Annotated in this window: 18 protein-coding genes and 1 pseudogene; 18 read left to right on the top strand and 1 reads right to left on the bottom strand. The window is 60.8% G+C overall.

All coding sequences use genetic code 11. From position 1 onward, the window contains the following. The 8 genes and pseudogenes from GPS82_RS08260 to GPS82_RS08225 all read left to right on the top strand — a co-directional run. Nucleotides 1-530, top strand: a pseudogene (locus tag GPS82_RS08260) (lipid-A-disaccharide synthase); the annotation flags it as partial. Between the two features lie 73 nt (nucleotides 531-603). Next, a complete protein-coding gene (gene rnhB, locus GPS82_RS08255) occupies nucleotides 604-1,209 on the top strand; it encodes a ribonuclease HII (protein WP_296493220.1) in 606 nt (201 codons plus the stop codon). Beyond that, a complete protein-coding gene (locus GPS82_RS08250) occupies nucleotides 1,206-2,003 on the top strand; it encodes an RNA methyltransferase (protein WP_296493218.1) in 798 nt (265 codons plus the stop codon). The genes rnhB and GPS82_RS08250 overlap by 4 nt, the downstream gene beginning before the upstream one ends. Nucleotides 2,004-2,135: 132 nt before the next feature. Then, nucleotides 2,136-3,323: a glutamine-hydrolyzing carbamoyl-phosphate synthase small subunit gene (carA, locus tag GPS82_RS08245; protein WP_296493216.1), complete on the top strand. Its 1,188-nt coding sequence runs from the start codon at nucleotides 2,136-2,138 to the stop codon at nucleotides 3,321-3,323. Beyond that, complete coding sequence (leuE, locus tag GPS82_RS08240; RefSeq protein ID WP_296493213.1) at nucleotides 3,320-4,000, top strand: leucine efflux protein LeuE; 681 nt, start codon at nucleotides 3,320-3,322, stop codon at nucleotides 3,998-4,000. Before carA ends, leuE begins: the two co-directional genes overlap by 4 nt. Before the next feature lie 25 nt (nucleotides 4,001-4,025). Next, nucleotides 4,026-7,328, top strand: coding sequence for a carbamoyl-phosphate synthase large subunit (carB, locus tag GPS82_RS08235; RefSeq protein ID WP_296493210.1), 3,303 nt, complete (start codon nucleotides 4,026-4,028; stop codon nucleotides 7,326-7,328). 106 nt (nucleotides 7,329-7,434) lie between these two features. After that, entirely contained in the window at nucleotides 7,435-7,911 is a 477-nt protein-coding gene (gene greA, locus GPS82_RS08230; RefSeq protein ID WP_296493208.1) for a transcription elongation factor GreA, read from the top strand. Continuing rightward, complete coding sequence (locus tag GPS82_RS08225; protein ID WP_296493206.1) at nucleotides 7,912-8,334, top strand: DUF4149 domain-containing protein; 423 nt, start codon at nucleotides 7,912-7,914, stop codon at nucleotides 8,332-8,334. Nucleotides 8,335-8,349: 15 nt separating this feature from the next. On the opposite strand, the gene GPS82_RS08220 is transcribed toward GPS82_RS08225, so the two are convergent. Continuing rightward, nucleotides 8,350-8,823: a YhbY family RNA-binding protein gene (locus GPS82_RS08220; protein WP_296493203.1), complete on the bottom strand. Its 474-nt coding sequence runs from the start codon at nucleotides 8,821-8,823 to the stop codon at nucleotides 8,350-8,352. Between the two features lie 22 nt (nucleotides 8,824-8,845). On the opposite strand from GPS82_RS08220, the gene GPS82_RS08215 reads away from it, so the two are divergent. From GPS82_RS08215 to GPS82_RS08170, 10 genes are all read left to right on the top strand, one after another. Further along, nucleotides 8,846-9,520 (top strand): RlmE family RNA methyltransferase, encoded by a 675-nt coding sequence (locus tag GPS82_RS08215; RefSeq protein ID WP_296493200.1) that lies wholly within the window; start codon nucleotides 8,846-8,848, stop codon nucleotides 9,518-9,520. A 115-nt stretch (nucleotides 9,521-9,635) separates the two neighbouring features. After that, complete coding sequence (gene ftsH, locus GPS82_RS08210) at nucleotides 9,636-11,555, top strand: ATP-dependent zinc metalloprotease FtsH (RefSeq protein ID WP_296493198.1); 1,920 nt, start codon at nucleotides 9,636-9,638, stop codon at nucleotides 11,553-11,555. A 73-nt stretch (nucleotides 11,556-11,628) separates the two neighbouring features. Then, on the top strand, nucleotides 11,629-12,498 hold the full coding sequence (gene folP, locus GPS82_RS08205) for a dihydropteroate synthase (RefSeq protein WP_296493195.1): 870 nt from the start codon (nucleotides 11,629-11,631) through the stop codon (nucleotides 12,496-12,498). Between the two features lie 37 nt (nucleotides 12,499-12,535). Further along, complete coding sequence (gene glmM / locus GPS82_RS08200) at nucleotides 12,536-13,867, top strand: phosphoglucosamine mutase (protein ID WP_296493192.1); 1,332 nt, start codon at nucleotides 12,536-12,538, stop codon at nucleotides 13,865-13,867. 7 nt (nucleotides 13,868-13,874) lie between these two features. Then, a complete protein-coding gene (locus GPS82_RS08195; RefSeq protein WP_296493190.1) occupies nucleotides 13,875-14,381 on the top strand; it encodes a GNAT family N-acetyltransferase in 507 nt (168 codons plus the stop codon). A 24-nt stretch (nucleotides 14,382-14,405) separates the two neighbouring features. Next, the gene (locus tag GPS82_RS08190) at nucleotides 14,406-14,741 is read left to right on the top strand and encodes a hypothetical protein (protein WP_296493188.1); all 336 of its coding nucleotides are present in this window, start codon (nucleotides 14,406-14,408) and stop codon (nucleotides 14,739-14,741) included. A 16-nt stretch (nucleotides 14,742-14,757) separates the two neighbouring features. Then, complete coding sequence (gene sbcB / locus GPS82_RS08185) at nucleotides 14,758-16,194, top strand: exodeoxyribonuclease I (RefSeq protein ID WP_296493186.1); 1,437 nt, start codon at nucleotides 14,758-14,760, stop codon at nucleotides 16,192-16,194. Nucleotides 16,195-16,285: 91 nt separating this feature from the next. Next, nucleotides 16,286-16,516 carry a type II toxin-antitoxin system VapB family antitoxin gene (locus GPS82_RS08180; RefSeq protein WP_296493184.1) on the top strand — a complete coding sequence of 77 codons (231 nt, stop codon included), beginning with the start codon at nucleotides 16,286-16,288 and terminating at the stop codon, nucleotides 16,514-16,516. After that, complete coding sequence (locus GPS82_RS08175) at nucleotides 16,513-16,890, top strand: PIN domain-containing protein (protein ID WP_296493181.1); 378 nt, start codon at nucleotides 16,513-16,515, stop codon at nucleotides 16,888-16,890. The genes GPS82_RS08180 and GPS82_RS08175 overlap by 4 nt, the downstream gene beginning before the upstream one ends. Then, the coding region (locus GPS82_RS08170) for a type IIL restriction-modification enzyme MmeI (protein WP_363717356.1) at nucleotides 16,890-18,000 on the top strand (1,111 nt) is incomplete at its 3' end. The genes GPS82_RS08175 and GPS82_RS08170, both read left to right, overlap by 1 nt.

Raw genomic sequence — 18,000 nt, 5'->3', positions numbered from 1 at the left:
GTTTTTTTCAGACTGCCGCGCTGATTCGGCAGGCACAACCCGCCGTCAAATTCATCGTTCCTTGCGTGCCTTTTCTCAAACGCCAAATTGAAGCTGCAGCCCGCACCAGTGGAATAGGCCATGGCCTGCAACTGGTGGATGGCGAGTCGCACACCGCCTTGGCAGCTTGTGATGTGACCCTGATCGCCAGTGGCACCGCCACGCTGGAGGCGGCGCTGTTCAAGCGCCCGATGGTGATTGCGTACCACATGGGCGCGCTGTCATGGCAGATCATGCGGCGCAAAATGCTGCAACCCTGGGTCGGCCTGCCCAACATCTTGTGCCGTGACTTTGTGGTGCCTGAACTGATTCAGGACGCCGCCACGCCACAAGCCCTGGCCAAAGAAGTTTTGCGTTGGCTCGACGCCAAAGACCAGGCGCCTGAGAAAATACACGCCCTTGAACAACGTTTTTGCGCGCTGCACACCGAGTTGCAGCGCGACACACCCCAACTTGCTTCCCATGCCATTGCGCAACTTATCAGCACCTGAGCCTGGCGTCCGCAAGGCGTCAACGCCACCGGCAGCGCGTTCAGTCAGGCGGCGTTCGAGTGCGCCCGCCAGCATGCGGCAGGTGGCGCTGCAATGGAAGATCAACGGCTTGATCGCCGGGGTCGACGAGGCGGGCCGTGGCCCACTGGCTGGCCCGGTGGTGGCGGCTGCCGTCATTCTGGACGACTTGCGTCCGATCAGGGGTTTGGCCGACTCCAAAAAGCTCACGGCACGCAAACGTGAGCAACTGTATGACGAGATCCTGGCCAAGGCCCTGTGTGTTTCCGTGGCCCAGGCCAGCGTGCAGGAGGTTGACACGCTCAACATCCTGCAGGCGACCCTGCTGGCCATGCGCCGTGCCGTGGAGGGCTTGCGTCTGTCGCCCAAACTGGTACTGGTCGATGGCAACCGCCTGCCGGTGCTGACCATGCGCGCCGAGGCCCTTGTCAAGGGCGATGCCCTGGTGGCGGCCATCTCTGCCGCATCGATTCTGGCCAAGGTCACGCGTGACCGCTGGTGCCAGGAGGTTGACGCCTTGTACCCGGCGTATGGCTTTGCCCGGCACAAGGGTTATGGCACCTCGGTGCATCTGGCGGCCCTGCAAGCGCATGGCGCCTGTCCCGAGCACCGCACCACCTTCCGGCCGGTGACCGAGGTGTTGCAAGGAGGCAGGGCATGAGCTCGCCCCAGGTCCTGCACATCAGTTCGCGCGACAACGCCTTGCTCAAGGACCTCAAACGCCTGGCCCATGGCAGTACCGAGTACCGCAAGCAGCAGCGCATCTGGGCCGAGGGCGACCATTTGATGCGCGCCGCCGTGGGGCGTGGTGTGCAGCCCGCGCTGGGCATTTTTGCGGCCTCCTGTTGGTCGGCAGCGCCGGCGGATGGTGTCGAGGCAGCTTTAAAAAACATTGTGCTGAGCGACGCGCTGTTTGACGATCTCAGCACGCTGGAGTCGCCGGCCCGCATGGGTTTTGTGTTTGACTTGCCAGCAGCGCCAGAATTTCAGCCTGCGCTGGCAACCGTCATCCTGGACCGGGTGCAGGATGCCGGCAACGTGGGGGCCATTTTGCGCAGCGCGTCCGCCTTTGGCTTCAGGCAAATCATTGCGATCAAAGGCACGGCTGCACTGTGGAGTCCCAAAGTGTTGCGCGCCGGCATGGGAGCGCACTGGGGCCTACAGCTGATTGAAGGCGCAGAGCTTGGTCTGCTGGATGCGCTCGCGGTGCCGTTGTTGGTCACGAGTTCGCACCGGGGTGACTATCTGCACCAGTTGCTCCTGAACAAGGCGCTTTCAATGCCCAATGCGTGGGCGTTTGGTCACGAGGGGCAGGGCGTGAGTGCCGAACTTGAGGCGCGCGCCAGCGGCCATGTGCGCATAGCCCAACCGGGGGGTGAAGAGTCACTCAATGTGGCCACCGCAGCCGGCATTTGTCTGCACGCCAGTGCCACGGCGCGCCTGGCCCAGGGTTGACCCGGGCTATAATTGAGCCCAATTTCGCACCCGCGTACGCTCACAGCAGCAGCCCACCCATCCCAGTCAACAGCCGCTTCAGGAACCGTTCCTGGGTGCCTGGGCGTACCCGCAACTATTTCGGAGAACCCAGTGCTTTTGTCTCTCAAGGGAAATACCCCACCAGCCATCCTGGCGCTCGCAGACGGCACGTTTTATCTTGGTCATTCCATCGGGGCCGCAGGTTCCACGGTGGGTGAAGTGGTTTTCAACACATCCATGACCGGCTACCAGGAAATCTTGACCGACCCCAGCTACTGCCAGCAAATTGTCACGCTGACTTATCCGCATATTGGCAGTTACGGCGTCAACGCCCAGGATGTCGAGTCTGACCGTGTCCAGGCGGCCGGCCTGATCATCAAGGACCTGCCGTTGCTGGCCTCCAACTTCCGTTCCAGTCAGTCGCTTGATGCCTATTTGCGCGAACAGGGCACCGTGGCCATTGCCAATCTTGACACCCGCCAGTTGACGCGCCAGTTGCGCACCCAGGGGGCACAAAACGGCTGCATTCTGGCATTGGCTGCCGGTGAGGTGGTGACACAGGTGGTGATCGACCGGGCGGTTGCCCTGGCCAGATCGGCGCCCAACATGGCGGGCACAGACCTGGCCAAGGTGGTCAGCGTCAAGGCGGGTTATGAATGGACACAGACCGAGTGGGAGCTATTCAACCCGGCGCTCGGTGGCGGTCCTGGCTATGGCGAACAAACCGCGCCGCGTTTTCATGTGGTGGCTTATGACTTTGGCGTCAAGAAAAACATCTTGCGCATGTTGGCCCAGCGCGGCTGCAAGGTCACCGTGGTGCCGGCGCAAACCCCGGCGGCTGACGTGCTGAAACAGCGGCCGGATGGCGTCTTTTTGAGCAACGGCCCGGGTGATCCGCAGCCCTGTGACTATGCCATTGCCGCGGTCGCCGAACTGATCAACAGCGGAACCCCCACTTTTGGCATTTGTCTGGGGCACCAGATCATGGCGCTGGCCTCCGGCGCAAAAACATTCAAGATGAAGTTCGGCCACCATGGTGCCAACCATCCGGTGAAAGATCTCGACAGTGGCCGCGTCAGCATCACCAGCCAGAACCATGGTTTTGCCGTTGATGAAAAAAACCTGCCGGCCAATCTGCGCGCCACCCATGTCAGCCTGTTTGACGGCACGCTGCAAGGTCTGGAGCGCACCGACCAGCCGGCGTTTTGCTTCCAGGGTCACCCCGAGGCCTCACCCGGCCCGCATGACATTGGCTACCTGTTCGACCGCTTCATCACCGCCATGGAGTCGCGTGGATGAGTTTTTACGGCGTCACTGACCTGTGGACCTATGTGATTGGCGCCTTCAGCATCATTTTGCTGCCCGGGCCCAATTCGCTGTATGTGCTGTCGGTGGCAACCGCGCGCGGCGTGCGCGCGGGTTTTCAGGGTGCCTACGGCGTGTTTGTGGGCGACACCATTTTGCTGCTGTGCACCGCCCTGGGCGCGGCCGGCGTGTTGCGCACCTACCCGGCCATGTTCATGGTGGTCAAGTACGTGGGTGCGGCGTATCTGGCGTGGGTGGGTTTTAATCTGCTGCGCGGGGCGATTGCCGGTTTGCGAAGCCAGCCTGCAATGCTGTCCGGCGCGAGAAACGACGCAGCCATCGAAGTTTCCAGCGGCGCCGCCCATTTGCAACGACCGTTTCGTCGCGCCCTGGTGATCAGCCTGCTCAACCCGAAGGCTATTTTGTTTTTGCTGTCGTTCTTCGTTCAGTTCATTGACACCAGTTATGCCCATCCGGAAGTCCCATTTTTGATTTTGAGCGCGATCCTGATGACTTTCAGCGCCCTGTACCTGTCGGTGCTGATCGTCACCGGGGCCCGGTTGGCGCAGGGGTTTGCCCAGCGCAAACGGCTGTCTGCCGGGTTGTCGAGCCTGGTGGGCGGCCTGTTTCTGTGGTTTGGGGCCAAATTGGCCAGCGCCAGCCTGAATTAATAAAACAAGAGAATCGTCCTACAACATGCCAAAACGTACCGACATCAAAAGCATCCTCATCATTGGCGCTGGGCCGATCATCATCGGCCAGGCCTGTGAATTCGACTACTCCGGCGTGCAGGCCTGCAAGGCGTTGCGTGAAGAAGGCTACAAGGTCATCCTGATCAACAGCAATCCGGCCACCATCATGACCGACCCGGCCACGGCTGACGTGACCTATATCGAGCCGATCATCTGGAAGACGGTCGAGAAGATCATCGCCAAGGAGCGCCCAGACGCGATTTTGCCGACCATGGGCGGCCAGACCGCGCTCAATTGCGCGCTCGACTTGTGGAACAACGGTGTGCTGGCCAAATACACCGGCGCGGCCACTGGCAAACCGGTGGAGCTCATCGGTGCCAGGCCGGAGGCGATTGACAAGGCCGAAGACCGCCTCAAGTTCAAGGATGCCATGACCAGGATTGGCCTGGGCTCAGCCCACTCCGGCATAGCGCACAGCATGGAAGAAGCCTGGGCAGTGCAGAAAACAGTCGGTTTCCCGACCGTGATCCGCCCCAGTTTCACGCTTGGCGGCACCGGCGGCGGCATCGCTTACAACCCCGAAGAGTTCGTTGTGATCTGCAAGCGCGGCCTGGAAGCCTCGCCCACCAACGAATTGCTGATTGAAGAGTCGCTTCTGGGCTGGAAAGAGTACGAGATGGAGGTGGTGCGCGACACCGCCGACAACTGCATCATCGTCTGTTCCATCGAAAACCTGGACCCGATGGGCGTGCACACCGGTGACTCCATCACGGTGGCGCCTGCACAGACGCTCACCGACAAGGAGTACCAGATTCTGCGCAACGCGTCGCTGGCGGTGCTGCGCGAGATCGGTGTCGACACCGGTGGCTCGAACGTGCAGTTTTCCATCAACCCCAAGGACGGGCGCATGGTGGTGATCGAAATGAACCCGCGCGTGAGTCGCTCGAGTGCGCTGGCCTCCAAGGCCACAGGTTTTCCGATTGCCAAGGTGGCCGCCAAGTTGGCGGTGGGTTACACGCTCGATGAACTGAAGAATGAGATCACCGGGGGAGCCACACCGGCCAGCTTTGAGCCCAGCATTGATTACGTGGTGACCAAGATTCCGCGTTTTGCGTTCGAAAAGTTTCCTGCTGCCGACAGCCGCCTGACGACCCAGATGAAGTCGGTTGGTGAAGTCATGGCCATGGGTCGCACCTTCCAGGAGTCGTTCCAGAAAGCGCTGCGCGGCCTCGAAGTGGGCGTGGACGGCATGAACGAAAAAACCCAGGATCGCGAAATTCTGGAGCGCGAGCTCGGTGAGCCCGGCCCAGACCGCATCTGGTATGTGGGTGACGCTTTTGCCGCCGGCTGGAGCGTGGATGAGGTGTTTGAGCTGACCAAGATCGACCGCTGGTTTTTGGTGCAGATCGAGCAAATCGTCAAGATCGAGCTCGAAATCGAGCACCTGCCGCAGCCCGCGGTGGGCACGGCGCTGGATTCGATTGACGCGGCCACCCTGCGCGCGCTCAAGCAAAAAGGCTTTTCTGACCGCCGGCTGGCCAAGCAGTTCAAGACCAGCGACACCGCCGTGCGCGCGCGCCGTCATGCGCTGGGTGTGCGCCCGGTCTACAAGCGGGTCGACACCTGCGCGGCTGAATTTGCCACCAACACCGCCTACCTGTATTCCACCTACGAGGCCGAAGGCGCCGAGTGCGAGGCGGCACCCACCAACAACAAGAAAATCATGGTGCTTGGCGGCGGGCCGAACCGCATCGGCCAGGGCATCGAGTTCGATTACTGCTGCGTGCATGCCGCGCTGGCTTTGCGTGAGGATGGTTTTGAAACCATCATGGTCAACTGCAATCCTGAGACCGTGTCAACCGATTACGACACCTCGGACCGTCTCTACTTTGAGCCGCTGACGCTCGAAGACGTGCTGGAAATCGTCGACAAGGAAAAGCCTTATGGCGTGATCGTCCAGTACGGCGGTCAAACGCCCTTGAAACTGGCACTCGACCTGGAGGCCAATGGCGTTCCCATCATCGGCACCAGCCCCGACATGATCGACGCCGCCGAAGACCGTGAACGCTTCCAGAAGCTGTTGCATGAATTGAAGTTGCGCCAGCCGCCCAACGCCACAGCGCGCACCGAGGCCGAGGCGCTGGAAAAGGCGGCTGCGCTGGGTTATCCGCTGGTGGTGCGCCCAAGCTATGTGCTGGGTGGCCGCGCCATGGAAGTTGTGCATGAGCAGCGCGACCTGGAGCGCTACATGCGTGAAGCGGTCAAGGTGTCCCACGACTCGCCGGTGCTGCTGGACCGCTTTTTGAACGATGCCATTGAATGCGATGTCGATGCCGTGCGTGACTCGGTCGGCCGTGTTTTCATTGGCGGCGTGATGGAGCATATTGAGCAAGCCGGTGTGCATAGTGGCGACTCGGCATGTTCATTGCCGCCGTATTACCTCAAGCAGGCCACGGTTGATGAACTCAAGCGCCAGACCGCTGCCATGGCAGAAGGCCTGAACGTGGTCGGGCTCATGAATGTGCAGTTTGCCATTCAGCAAAAAGACGGCGAGGACGTGATTTTTGTGCTGGAAGTGAACCCGCGCGCATCGCGCACTGTGCCGTTTGTGTCCAAGGCAACCGGTGTCCAGTTGGCCAAGGTGGCAGCACGCTGCATGGTTGGCCAGACGCTGGATTCCCAGGGTATAGGGGTCGAAGTGCAGCCGCCATATTTCTGCGTCAAGGAAGCGGTGTTTCCATTTGTCAAGTTTCCGGGGGTTGACACGATCCTGGGCCCCGAGATGAAATCCACGGGTGAGGTGATGGGTGTGGGCAAAACCTTTGGCGAGGCCTTTGTCAAGGCGCAACTGGGAGCGGGCTGCAAGTTGCCACGTCCATTCACGCCGAACGGCGAGCCCTCCGGCAAGGTGTTTTTGTCAGTCAAAAACAATGACAAACCGGCAGCCATCGAGGTGGCCAAAGCACTGGCAGAGATGCATTTTGAAGTGGTCGCGACCAAGGGCACGGCAGCTGCCATCAATGCCGCCGGTGTGCGCTGTGGTGTCGTCAACAAGGTCACCGAAGGGCGTCCGCACATTGTTGACATGTTGAAAAACAACGAGATTGTGCTGGTCATCAACACCGTGGAAGAGCGACGCAATGCGATTGCCGATTCACGCCAGATCCGCACCTCGGCCTTGCTGGCACAGGTCACCACGTTCACCACCATTGCCGGTGCGGAAGCGGCCGTGGAAGGCATGCGCTACATGGACGCGCTTGATGTTATTTCGGTGCAAGAGATGCACGCGCAACTGAACGCGGCGTAATCCTTTGCCTGTGCGCCGCATATTCGCGGCATAATTCAGCCAACACCGCCGGACGGCAACGTTCGGCGGTTTCATTTTGTGTCCTTTCATTTTCACGGAGCTTTACGTGGCGACCCTTCCCCTTACCAAACGTGGTGCTGAGAAACTCAAGGCCGAGTTGCATCAACTCAAAGCGTTTGAACGCCCAGCGGTCATCAGCGCCATTGCCGAGGCGCGCGCGCAAGGTGATTTGAGCGAAAACGCCGAATACGAATCGGCCAAGGACAAACAAGGTTTTGTTGAAGGGCGCATCAAGGAAATCGAGGGCAAGCTCTCGGCGGCGCAAATCATCGATCCGACCGAACTGCATGCCGATGGCCGGGTGGTCTTTGGCGCCACCGTCGAACTCGAAGACCAGGAGTCCAGCCAGAAAGTCACTTATCAGATTGTGGGTGAAGACGAGGCTGACCTCAAACTTGGCCTGATCAACATCAACAGTCCGATTGCACGCGCCCTGATTGGCAAGGTTGAGGGTGACACCGCTGCCGTGCAGGCGCCCGCCGGCGTGCGGCACTACGAAGTGGTGTCGGTCAGCTATATTTGAATGGCCGCGCGCTTGTCGGTGTTGGCACCCTGGCTGGCTGCCTTGTGGTGGGGCAGTCTGACCACCCTGGGCGCACTGGTCGTGCCGTTGCTGTTTGTGCATTTGCCAAGCCCGGCGCTGGCGGGGGGCATGGCCGCCAAACTGTTCACCGCACAAACCTGGCTAAGTGCCGGGTGCGGCCTGCTGTTGTTGCTGATGCACCGGCCCGGTCAGGCCGGTTCTGACAACGGGCGAGCTCAGTCAGCGCTGGCCTTCATGTTGCTTGGTGTGTTGCTGGCGCTGTTGTCGGAATTTGCCGTGGCTCCCAGAATTGTGAGTCGGGAAAATTTGCAGCTCTGGCACAGCGTGGGCAGCGCGATGTTTGCCTTGCAGTGGTTGTGTGCCGGAGTCACGTTCTGGAAGATGATCCGCAAGGTTGGATAAACCCCGCGGAGTTTGTCAGGTCTGGCTGCGTTTCTTGATGCTGATCTGCTTGGGCTTGGAGCGCTTGACCTGGCCGCCTGAGGTCAGGCGCTGGTTGCCCAGCACGCGCAGGGTTTTGACTTCAGGGCGCTGGCCGCCGCGGGTGCTGTACTTGAGCACCTTGACATCACGCGGGCCGGGCTTGCGGTCTTCGTCGGCGGTCTTTTCGCGTTCGGGCAGCGGCCGCCACAGCACCAGCAGTTTGCCGATGTGCTGGATGGGGGCGGCGTTCAACTCGTCGGCCAGGGTTTGAAACATGGCTTCACGAGCGGCGCGGTCGTCTGAAAAGACGCGCACCTTGATCAGGCCGTGGGCTTTCAGCGCGGCGTCGGCTTCTTTTTTGACAGCGTCGGTCAGGCCGTCGCCGCCGACCATGACCACAGGGTCGAGGTGGTGGGCTTCGGCGCGATGAACTTTGCGTTGGGCGGGGGTCAGTTGGATTTGAGACATAACAGTATTATCGGTGAGAACTATGAAATCAGCAGTTAAAAGCAGCAAGGTCAATCGGGCCTGGCTCAACGATCACGTCAATGACACTTACGTCAAGCTCGCCAAAAAGGAAGGCTACCGGGCGCGCGCGGCCTACAAGTTGCAGGAAATTGACGAAACCCTGCACCTGATCAGACCTGGCCAACTGGTGGTGGACCTGGGTTCTGCACCGGGTGCCTGGAGCCAGTATGTGCGGCGCAAACTGTCGCCCAAGTCAGCCACTGGCGGCGGGGCGGCAGCGGGCGAACTCAATGGCCGCATCATCGCGCTTGACATGCTGCCGATGGAGGCGATCGAAGGCGTGGTGTTCCTTCAGGGTGATCTGCGCGAAGATGCCGTGTTGGCCCAATTGGCAGGGCACATGCAGGGCCAGTTGGCTGATGTGGTTCTTTCCGACATGGCGCCCAACCTGTCGGGCATCAGCTCGGCTGACGCGGCGCGAATAGAGCTCCTGATTGAGCTTGCGCTCGAATTTGCGCAGAGCCATCTCAAGGCTGATGGGGCGCTGGTGGCCAAGGTGTTTCATGGTGGCAGTTATGACGCGCTGTACCAGCGATTTCGGGACACCTTTGCCACGGTCAAGCGCATCAAGCCCAAGGCCTCACGCGACAAGTCTTCAGAGACCTTTTTGATCGGCATGCAGCTCAAAAAACCATGAATACCTTGCTTGCGCTGTGGCTGATGACCCGAAGCTGGTCCAAGGGCAGCCTGAAGCGCCTAGAATTAGCCCAATCTTGTGGTATGCAACAAATGTCTTTTTACTGGAGTCTGGCTTGAACAATCCATGGTTTTCAAAAATTGCGGTCTGGATGGTTATTGCGATGGTGCTGTTCACCGTCTTCAAGCAATTTGATACCCGTCCTGAAGCCGGTGCCGGCTATCTTGGCTACTCTGACTTTCTGGAAGAAGTCCGCGGTAACCGGATCAAGAGCGCCATCATTCAGGAAGGCCAAAGCGGCACTGAAATCGTTGCGGTTACCCTTGATGACCGCAAGGTCCGCACCACGGCGACCTACCTCGACCGTGGTCTGGTGGGTGACTTGATTGCCAATGACGTCAAGTTCGATGTGCGCCAGCGTGAAGAAGGCTCGCTTCTGATGACGCTGTTGGTCAGCTGGGGCCCGATGTTGCTGCTGATTGGCGTTTGGGTGTACTTCATGCGCCAGATGCAGGGCGGCGGCAAGGGGGGTGCCTTCAGCTTTGGCAAGAGTAAGGCGCGCCTGCTCGACGAAAACACCAACACCGTGACCTTTGCCGACGTGGCGGGTTGCGACGAAGCCAAGGAAGAAGTGAAAGAGGTGGTGGACTTTTTGAAGGACCCTGCCAAATTCCAGAAACTCGGCGGCCGTATTCCGCGTGGTTTGCTGCTGGTCGGCCCGCCGGGAACCGGCAAGACTTTGCTGGCCAAGAGCATTGCCGGCGAAGCCAAGGTGCCGTTTTTCAGCATTTCGGGTTCCGATTTCGTCGAAATGTTTGTCGGTGTTGGCGCCTCGCGAGTTCGAGACATGTTTGACAACGCCAAGAAAAACGCGCCCTGCATCATTTTTATTGATGAAATTGACGCGGTCGGCCGCCAGCGTGGCGCCGGTCTGGGCGGTGGCAACGACGAGCGCGAGCAAACCCTCAACCAGATGCTGGTCGAGATGGATGGCTTTGAGACCAATGTGGGGGTGATCGTGGTGGCCGCCACCAACCGTCCGGACATTCTGGACGCGGCGTTGCTGCGTCCGGGCCGTTTCGACCGCCAGGTCTATGTCACGCTGCCTGATATCCGCGGTCGTGAGCAGATTTTGAACGTGCACATGCGCAAGGTGCCTTTGAGCCCGGACGTCAATCCTGCGGTGATCGCCCGTGGCACGCCCGGCATGAGTGGTGCCGACCTGGCCAACCTGTGCAACGAGGCGGCCCTGATGGCAGCCCGTCGCAATGCCCGCACCGTGGAGATGCAGGACTTCGAGAAGGCCAAGGACAAGATTTTGATGGGTCCGGAGCGCAAGAGCATGGTCATGCCCGAGAGCGAGCGTCGCAACACCGCCTACCATGAGTCGGGCCACGCGCTGATCGGCAAGTTGCTGCCCAAGTGCGACCCGGTGCACAAGGTCACCATCATTCCGCGCGGCCGCGCCCTGGGGGTCACGATGAGCCTGCCGGCGCAGGATCGGTACAGCTACGACAAGGATTACATGCTGAGCCAGATCAGCATGTTGTTTGGTGGCCGGATTGCCGAAGAGGTGTTCATGAACCAGATGACCACTGGCGCCAGCAACGACTTCGAGCGTGCCACCCAGATCGCCCGTGACATGGTGATGCGCTACGGCATGACAGCGGCGCTTGGGCCGATGGTGTATGCCGAGAACGAGGGCGAGGTTTTCCTGGGCCGATCGGTCACCAAGACCACCAACATGAGCGAAGAGACCATGCAGAAGGTCGATGCCGAAGTGCGTCGCATCATCGATGAGCAGTACGCATTGGCGCGCCGCCTGATCGAGGAGCACAGTGACCAGATGCATGCCATGGCCAAGGCCTTGCTGGAATGGGAAACCATCGACAGCGACCAGCTCGATGACATCATGGCCGGCAAGCCGCCCCGACCGCCCAAGGATTGGTCACCGCGTGTGCCAGCGTCCAATCCGGACTCCGGCAGCGGTGGCACGCCAGCCATCAAACCGGACGCCGCGCCCCACGCTGCGTAACGCGGGATGATGATCAGACGGGGCTGCGGCCCCGTTTTTTTTGAGTCGCCAACTATTCATCAGGGACGTGACCATGTATTGGCAGACCACCCGTTATCAAGTCGACCTGACGCGTCCCAGGGTGATGGGTATTGTCAACGTCACACCAGACTCGTTCTCGGACGGTGGCCAGCATCGCTCCACGCTGGCCGCGCTCAGGCACTGCGAGCAACTGCTTCGCGACGGCGCTGACATCCTCGACATTGGCGGTGAGTCCACCCGTCCCGGTGCCTCACCGGTCAGTCTTGAGGACGAACTGGCCCGCGTCATTCCGGTGCTGCGCGAGGCAACACGACTGGGCGTGCCGGTGTCGGTGGACAGCTACAAGCCGCAGGTGATGCAGGCTGTGCTGGACCTGGGCGCCGACATCATCAACGACATCTGGGCCCTGCGCTGGCAGGACCAAGCTGCAATCGCACCCACCCCGCGCGCCACCACAGTTGTTGCGGCGCACCCGAACTGCGGGGTCTGCCTGATGCACATGCACCGCGAGCCGCTGACGATGCAGCTGGTGCCCATGCAGGGCGATGTGGTGCCGCAGGTGCGCGCCTTCCTGGAACAGGCGGGAAACGCGTTGCAGGCCTTGGGCGTCAACAAGGCCAGAATCATGCTGGACCCAGGCATTGGCTTTGGCAAGACAGTGGCGCAAAACTTTGCCCTGCTGGCGCGCCAGGCCGAGTTGCTTGAGGCGGGTTACCCGGTGATGGCAGGCTGGTCACGCAAGTCCTCATTGGCTGGCATGGTGTCGCACACCACGCCAGCGGCCAGTCTGTCAGCGTCCGAACGCCTGGCACCCAGTCTGGCGGCGGCGCTGCTGGCAGTCGAGCGCGGCGCTTCGGTGGTGCGGGTGCATGACGTCAAGGAAACCGTGCAGGTCTTGCGGGTGCTGGAAGCGATAAGATAGCCGCTGTTTGAATCAAGACTCAGGTGAAAGAATAACAATGACCAGGCAATATTTTGGTACCGATGGCATACGCGGTACTGTCGGGCAAGCGCCCATCACAGCAGACTTTACCCTCAAGCTGGCACACGCCGTTGGGCGCGTGCTCAAGCGCGTTGAGGCCAAACCCACGGTACTGATTGGCAAAGACACCCGGATTTCCGGCTACATGCTGGAAAGCGCGCTGGAGAGCGGTTTCAACTCGGCCGGTGTCGATGTGGTGCTGCTCGGTCCCTTGCCAACGCCGGGGGTGGCCTACCTGACCCGTGCCCTGCGCGCCTCACTGGGCGTGGTCATCAGCGCCAGCCACAATCCGTTTGAAGACAACGGAATCAAGTTTTTCAGCGCCCAAGGCACCAAGTTGCCCGATGCCTGGGAACGCGATGTGGAAGCCATGCTGCGCCAGGATCCTATCTGGGTGGACTCTGCCAATCTGGGCAAATCCCGGCGTCTGGACGATGCCGCCGGTCGCTACATTGAGTTCTGCAAAAGCACGTTTGCAAATAACCTCACGCTCAAGGGCCTGCGCATTGTGGTCGATGCGGCCAATGGTGCCGCCTATCAAATTGCCCCCAAGGTGTTCCATGAGCTGGGCGCCGAGGTGATTGCCATCGGTTGCTCGCCGGATGGCCTGAATATCAACAAAGGCTTTGGAGCCACCCACCCCGAGGCCTTGATCGAAGCTGTCCGGACGCACCGGGCCGACGTGGGTATTGCCCTGGACGGCGATGCCGACCGCCTGCAGATGGTCGATGCCAACGGTCGCTTGTTCAATGGCGACGAAGTGCTCTACCTGATGGTTGACGACCGGCTGCGCCGCGGCGAGGCTGTGCCCGGCGTGGTGGGCACGCTCATGACCAACATGGCGGTGGAACTGGCCCTGCAGGCGCGCGGTGTGCCCCTGGTGCGCGCCAAGGTGGGCGACCGCTACGTGCTTGAAGCGCTGGAAAAAAACAACTGGCTGCTTGGCGGGGAGGGCTCCGGCCACTTGCTGGCGCTTGACCAGCACACTACTGGCGACGGCTTGATCTCTGCCTTGCAGGTGCTGCAAACCAGCGTGCGCAGCGGCAAGTCGCTGGCGGAGTTGCTCGACGGCGTCACGCTGTTCCCGCAAACCCTGATCAACATCCGGCTCAAACCCGGGCAAGACTGGCAAGCCAGCGTCATGCTGGAATCTGAAACGCGCGCCGTCGAGGCCGAATTGGGTCAAAACGGTCGAGTATTGATTCGCGCCAGCGGCACCGAGCCCCTGGTGCGGGTCATGGTCGAGGCGCGCGACGCGGACCAGGCCAGGGCTTGCGCCCAGCGCATCGCCAACACCATCAGCGCCTGAGATTCCCATGACAAGAGCAACCAACCTGACGCTGTGCCAGGCCAATTACGCCAACCCGCAGCACATGCGGGCCCTGCTGGAATTGCTGGACGCTTATGCGCGCGACCCCATGGGCGGCGCTGAGCCTTTGTCTGATTTTGCCAAGGCCAACCTGCCGCAAGCATTGGCAGCCCGTCCCAATCTGTTCAGTGTGCTGGCTTATGACGAGGCATTGGGAGGCCTTCCGGTGGGCTTGATCAACTGCGTCGAGGGTTTTTCCACCTTTGCCTGTCAGCCACTGGTCAACGTTCATGATGTGGTGGTGCTGGCGTCGCATCGCGGTCAAGGCGTGGCTGAGCAGATGCTCGGGTTGGTCGAGCAACTGGCGCGGGCGCGCGGAGCCTGCAAGCTCACGCTGGAAGTACTTGAAGGTAATGGACCGGCCCAAAAACTCTACCGCCGGCTGGGCTATGACAACTACCAGCTGGACCCGGCCATGGGCCAGGCGCAGTTCATGCAAAAATGGCTTGAATAGATAGACCCCACTACCCACTCTCGTATGAACTGGCTCCAAAAACTCCCCGGTTACAAGCGCACGCCGTATGGCTTCGAGTTGCGCCTGTTGCGCCTGATGCCGCGTGTGCTGGTGCTGGGCACGCTGTCGCCCTTGCTGCTGTCGGGCCTGGCGCGGCTTTTCTATACCGAGGGAACGCCGGCTGAAATTGCGCGGAAGATTGAGGTCTTTGACTTTGGCATGATCGGCCTGGCTGTGTTGGTCTGGACGGCGGTCTTGACGATCGGCATCGGCTGCGTGATCGTCTGGCTGATGAAGGGTCCAGCCTACGTGGCCGATGGCTACGAGGTCTCCCACAGCGACAAGCCCAAGCAGGACTGACCCGGTCCCCACGCGGATGCACACTTTTCTCTGGCACGACTACGAGACCTTTGGTGCCAATACCCGGCAGACACGGCCGGCGCAGTTTGGCGCCATCCGCACCGACGCCGACCTCACCCCAGTGGGCGCGCCGCTCATGCTGCACTGCCGGCCCGCCAACGACTTCCTGCCCGAGCCCCAGGCCTGCCTGATCACCGGCATCACGCCCCAGGAGTGCCTGGAAAAGGGCCTGCCTGAACACCAGTTTGCCGCGCAGATCGAGCAGGCCCTTAGCCAACCCGGCACCGTGGGCGTGGGCTACAACACCATCCGCTTTGACGACGAGATCACGCGCTTCATGTTCTGGCGCAACCTGATCGACCCCTATGCGCGCGAATGGCAAAACGACTGCGGCCGCTGGGATTTGCTGGATGTGGTGCGCACCGCCTACGCCCTGCGTCCGGACGGCATCCAGTGGCCCACAAAACCGGACGGTAAGCCCAGCTTCAAATTGACCGACCTGAGCGCGGCTAATGGTCTGCTGCACACCGCCGCCCACGATGCCCTCAGCGACGTGCAGGCCACCATCGCCCTGGCGCGGCTCATCAAGACAGCGCAGCCAAAACTGTTCGATTTTTGTTTTGCGCTGCACAAAAAAGACCGGGTCATGGCTGAACTGGGCTTGCCCACCAGCTTGACCCAGGCCAAGCCCTTTTTGCACATTTCAGGCATGTTTGCCCCTGAGCGTGGCTGTCTCGCCTTGATGTGGCCGCTGGCCATGCACCCGACCAACAAGAACGAGCTGCTGGCCTGGGACCTGGCCTTTGATCCGAGTGAACTGGCCAGCCTGAATGCCGAACAAATCCGACTGCGTTTGTTCAGCAAATCCGCCGATCTGCCGGAAGGCATCAGCCGCCTGCCGGTCAAGTCGGTGCACCTCAACAAGTCGCCCATGGTGATGAGCAACCTCAAGGTGCTCAGCCCGGCCATGGCCGGGCGCTGGGGCATTGACTTGGCAGCCCAACTGCAGCACGCGGCGGCGGCACGCGATTTGCCCGACATGAGCGCCATCTGGGCCCAGGTGTTTGCCCGGCCGGCAGCGGCGCCTGTGGATGTGGATGAAGACCTGTACGGCGGTTTTGTCGGCAATGCCGATCGCCGCCGCCTCAACGACTTGCGCCAGCGCAGCCCGGCTGAGCTTGCCACGGCCAGGCCCGCGTTTGAAGACGCGCGCTTGTCCGAGTTGCTGTGGCGTTATCGCGCGCGCAATTTTCCGCAAAGTCTCAGCTTGGAGGAAGCCGAAAGATGGGAAGCCCACCGCGCGACCCGGCTGTTTGACGGCGAGGGCGGCGCCCTGACACTGGACGCCCTGTTTGAAGAACTCGACAAGCTGGCCGAAAACGCCAGCGAGCGCGACGAAGCCATTCTGGGCGCGCTGTACGACTACGCCTCTGAGATTGCGCCGCAGCGCTGACAGGCCGGTTACGGCCCGTGTGGGTGCGCCCCGTTTGAATTTTTGATGCATTGCTGATAGACTTGAATGATGCACTTATTGGGAGAGTATGATGCGCACAACCATCACAATTGATGATAATTTGATGAAACAGTTGATGCAAACTACCGGCGAGTCTTCCCCCGCCAAGGCCTTGCGTCAAGCGGTTCAGGACTACGTTCACCAGGCGCGGCTAAAAAAGTTGCTGGCTTTGCGGGGACAGGTGGCGATTGAAGACAACTGGCGCGAGCTGCGCCAACTTGATGTGATGCCGCTTTCCGCAAATGAGCCGGCAAGCCCATGAAACCGGTTTTGATTGACACCTGCGCCTGGATTGATTTTTTGCGCCAGCCGCAAGGCAGTCTGGGCGATCAGGTCGCGCAGTTGTTGGCCAGTGACCGTGCCGCACTTTGCGGAGCAGTGCAAGCCGAGTTGATGCAAGGCGCCAAGGGCCGCAAGGAGCAGGAGCAGCTTGATTTTTTACTGGCCAATGTGCCTTGCCTTGACATCATCCCGGCAGACTGGCTGAGTGCCGGGCGCTTGCTGGCGCAATTGCGAGCCAAAGGCTTGCAGGTTCCGCTGAGTGATGCGCTGATTGCCGTTTGTGCCAGGCGCCACCAGGCGCCCGTGCTGACCCTGGACCAACATTTTCAGCATTTGGATGTGGTGCTGTTGTGATGACCCCGCAAGAATTCATCGCCAAATGGGGGCCCGGCGGCCCGGCCTATGAGCTGAACGAACGCCAGGGCGCGCAGGCGCACTTCATCGACCTGTGCCAGTTGCTGGGCGTGCCCACGCCGGGCAGCGCGGGTGACTATATTTTTGAGCAGGACACGCTGGTGTTGGGCGAGGCGCGAGGCTATGCCGACGTGTTCATGCGCGACCACTTCGCCTGGGAAAACAAGGCCCCTGGCAAAAACCTCGACGCTGCCCTCAAGCAGTTGCTCACCTACAGCCTGGCGCTCTCCAACCCGCCGCTGCTGGTGGTGTGCGACCGTGTCACCATTCGCATCCACACCCAGTTCAACGGCCACCCGTCTGAAGTCCACACGGTGTTGCTGGGCGAACTGGACCAACCCGCCAAGCAGATGCTGCTGCGCCGCCTGTGGACTGACCCGGAGAGTTTTCGCCCACAAAAAACCAGCCGCGATATCACCGAGGCTGCCGCCAAAAGCTTTGCCACGCTGGCTGACGGCCTGCGCAAGCGCGACAACGACCCTGACGAAGTCGCCCACTTTTTGACGCAGTGCCTGTTCTGCTTTTTTGCTGAAGACGTGGGCCTGCTGCCCGAGCGCATGTTCGAGGGCCTGGTCAATAACAAGCATCTCACCGCCGACAAACTCACCCAGGGCCTGACCAATCTGTTCATCGCCATGTGCGACGGCGGCCTGTACGGCAACGACGACATTCCGTGGTTCAACGGCGGCCTGTTCAAAAAGGTCAAGGTGCCCGCTTTGAGCATCATGGAAGTGACCGAGCTGCGCAACGCCGCCGCGCTGAACTGGTCAGCCATCGATGTGTCCATTTTCGGCACGCTGTTCGAGCGCGGCCTCGACCCTGCCAAACGCAGCCAACTTGGCGCGCACTACACCGACCCCGCCACCATCCTGCGCATCATCGAGCCCGTGCTGAGCCGCCCGCTGGCGCAGAAATGGGAAGCGGTGGGGCAGGACATTCGCACGCTGCTGGGTAAAAGCAGGAAGAAGGGCGACAAAAGCTACAACGATGGCAAAGCCCGGTTTGTCTTGTGGCTCGAAGACCTCAAGAATTACCGCCTGTTGGACCCGG

It is taken from the genome of Rhodoferax sp., assembly GCF_011391645.1.
GTDB lineage: Bacteria > Pseudomonadota > Gammaproteobacteria > Burkholderiales > Burkholderiaceae_C > Rhodoferax.
The sequence above is the reverse complement of the archived record's forward strand: the minus strand, read 5'-3'. Positions and strand labels throughout refer to the sequence as shown.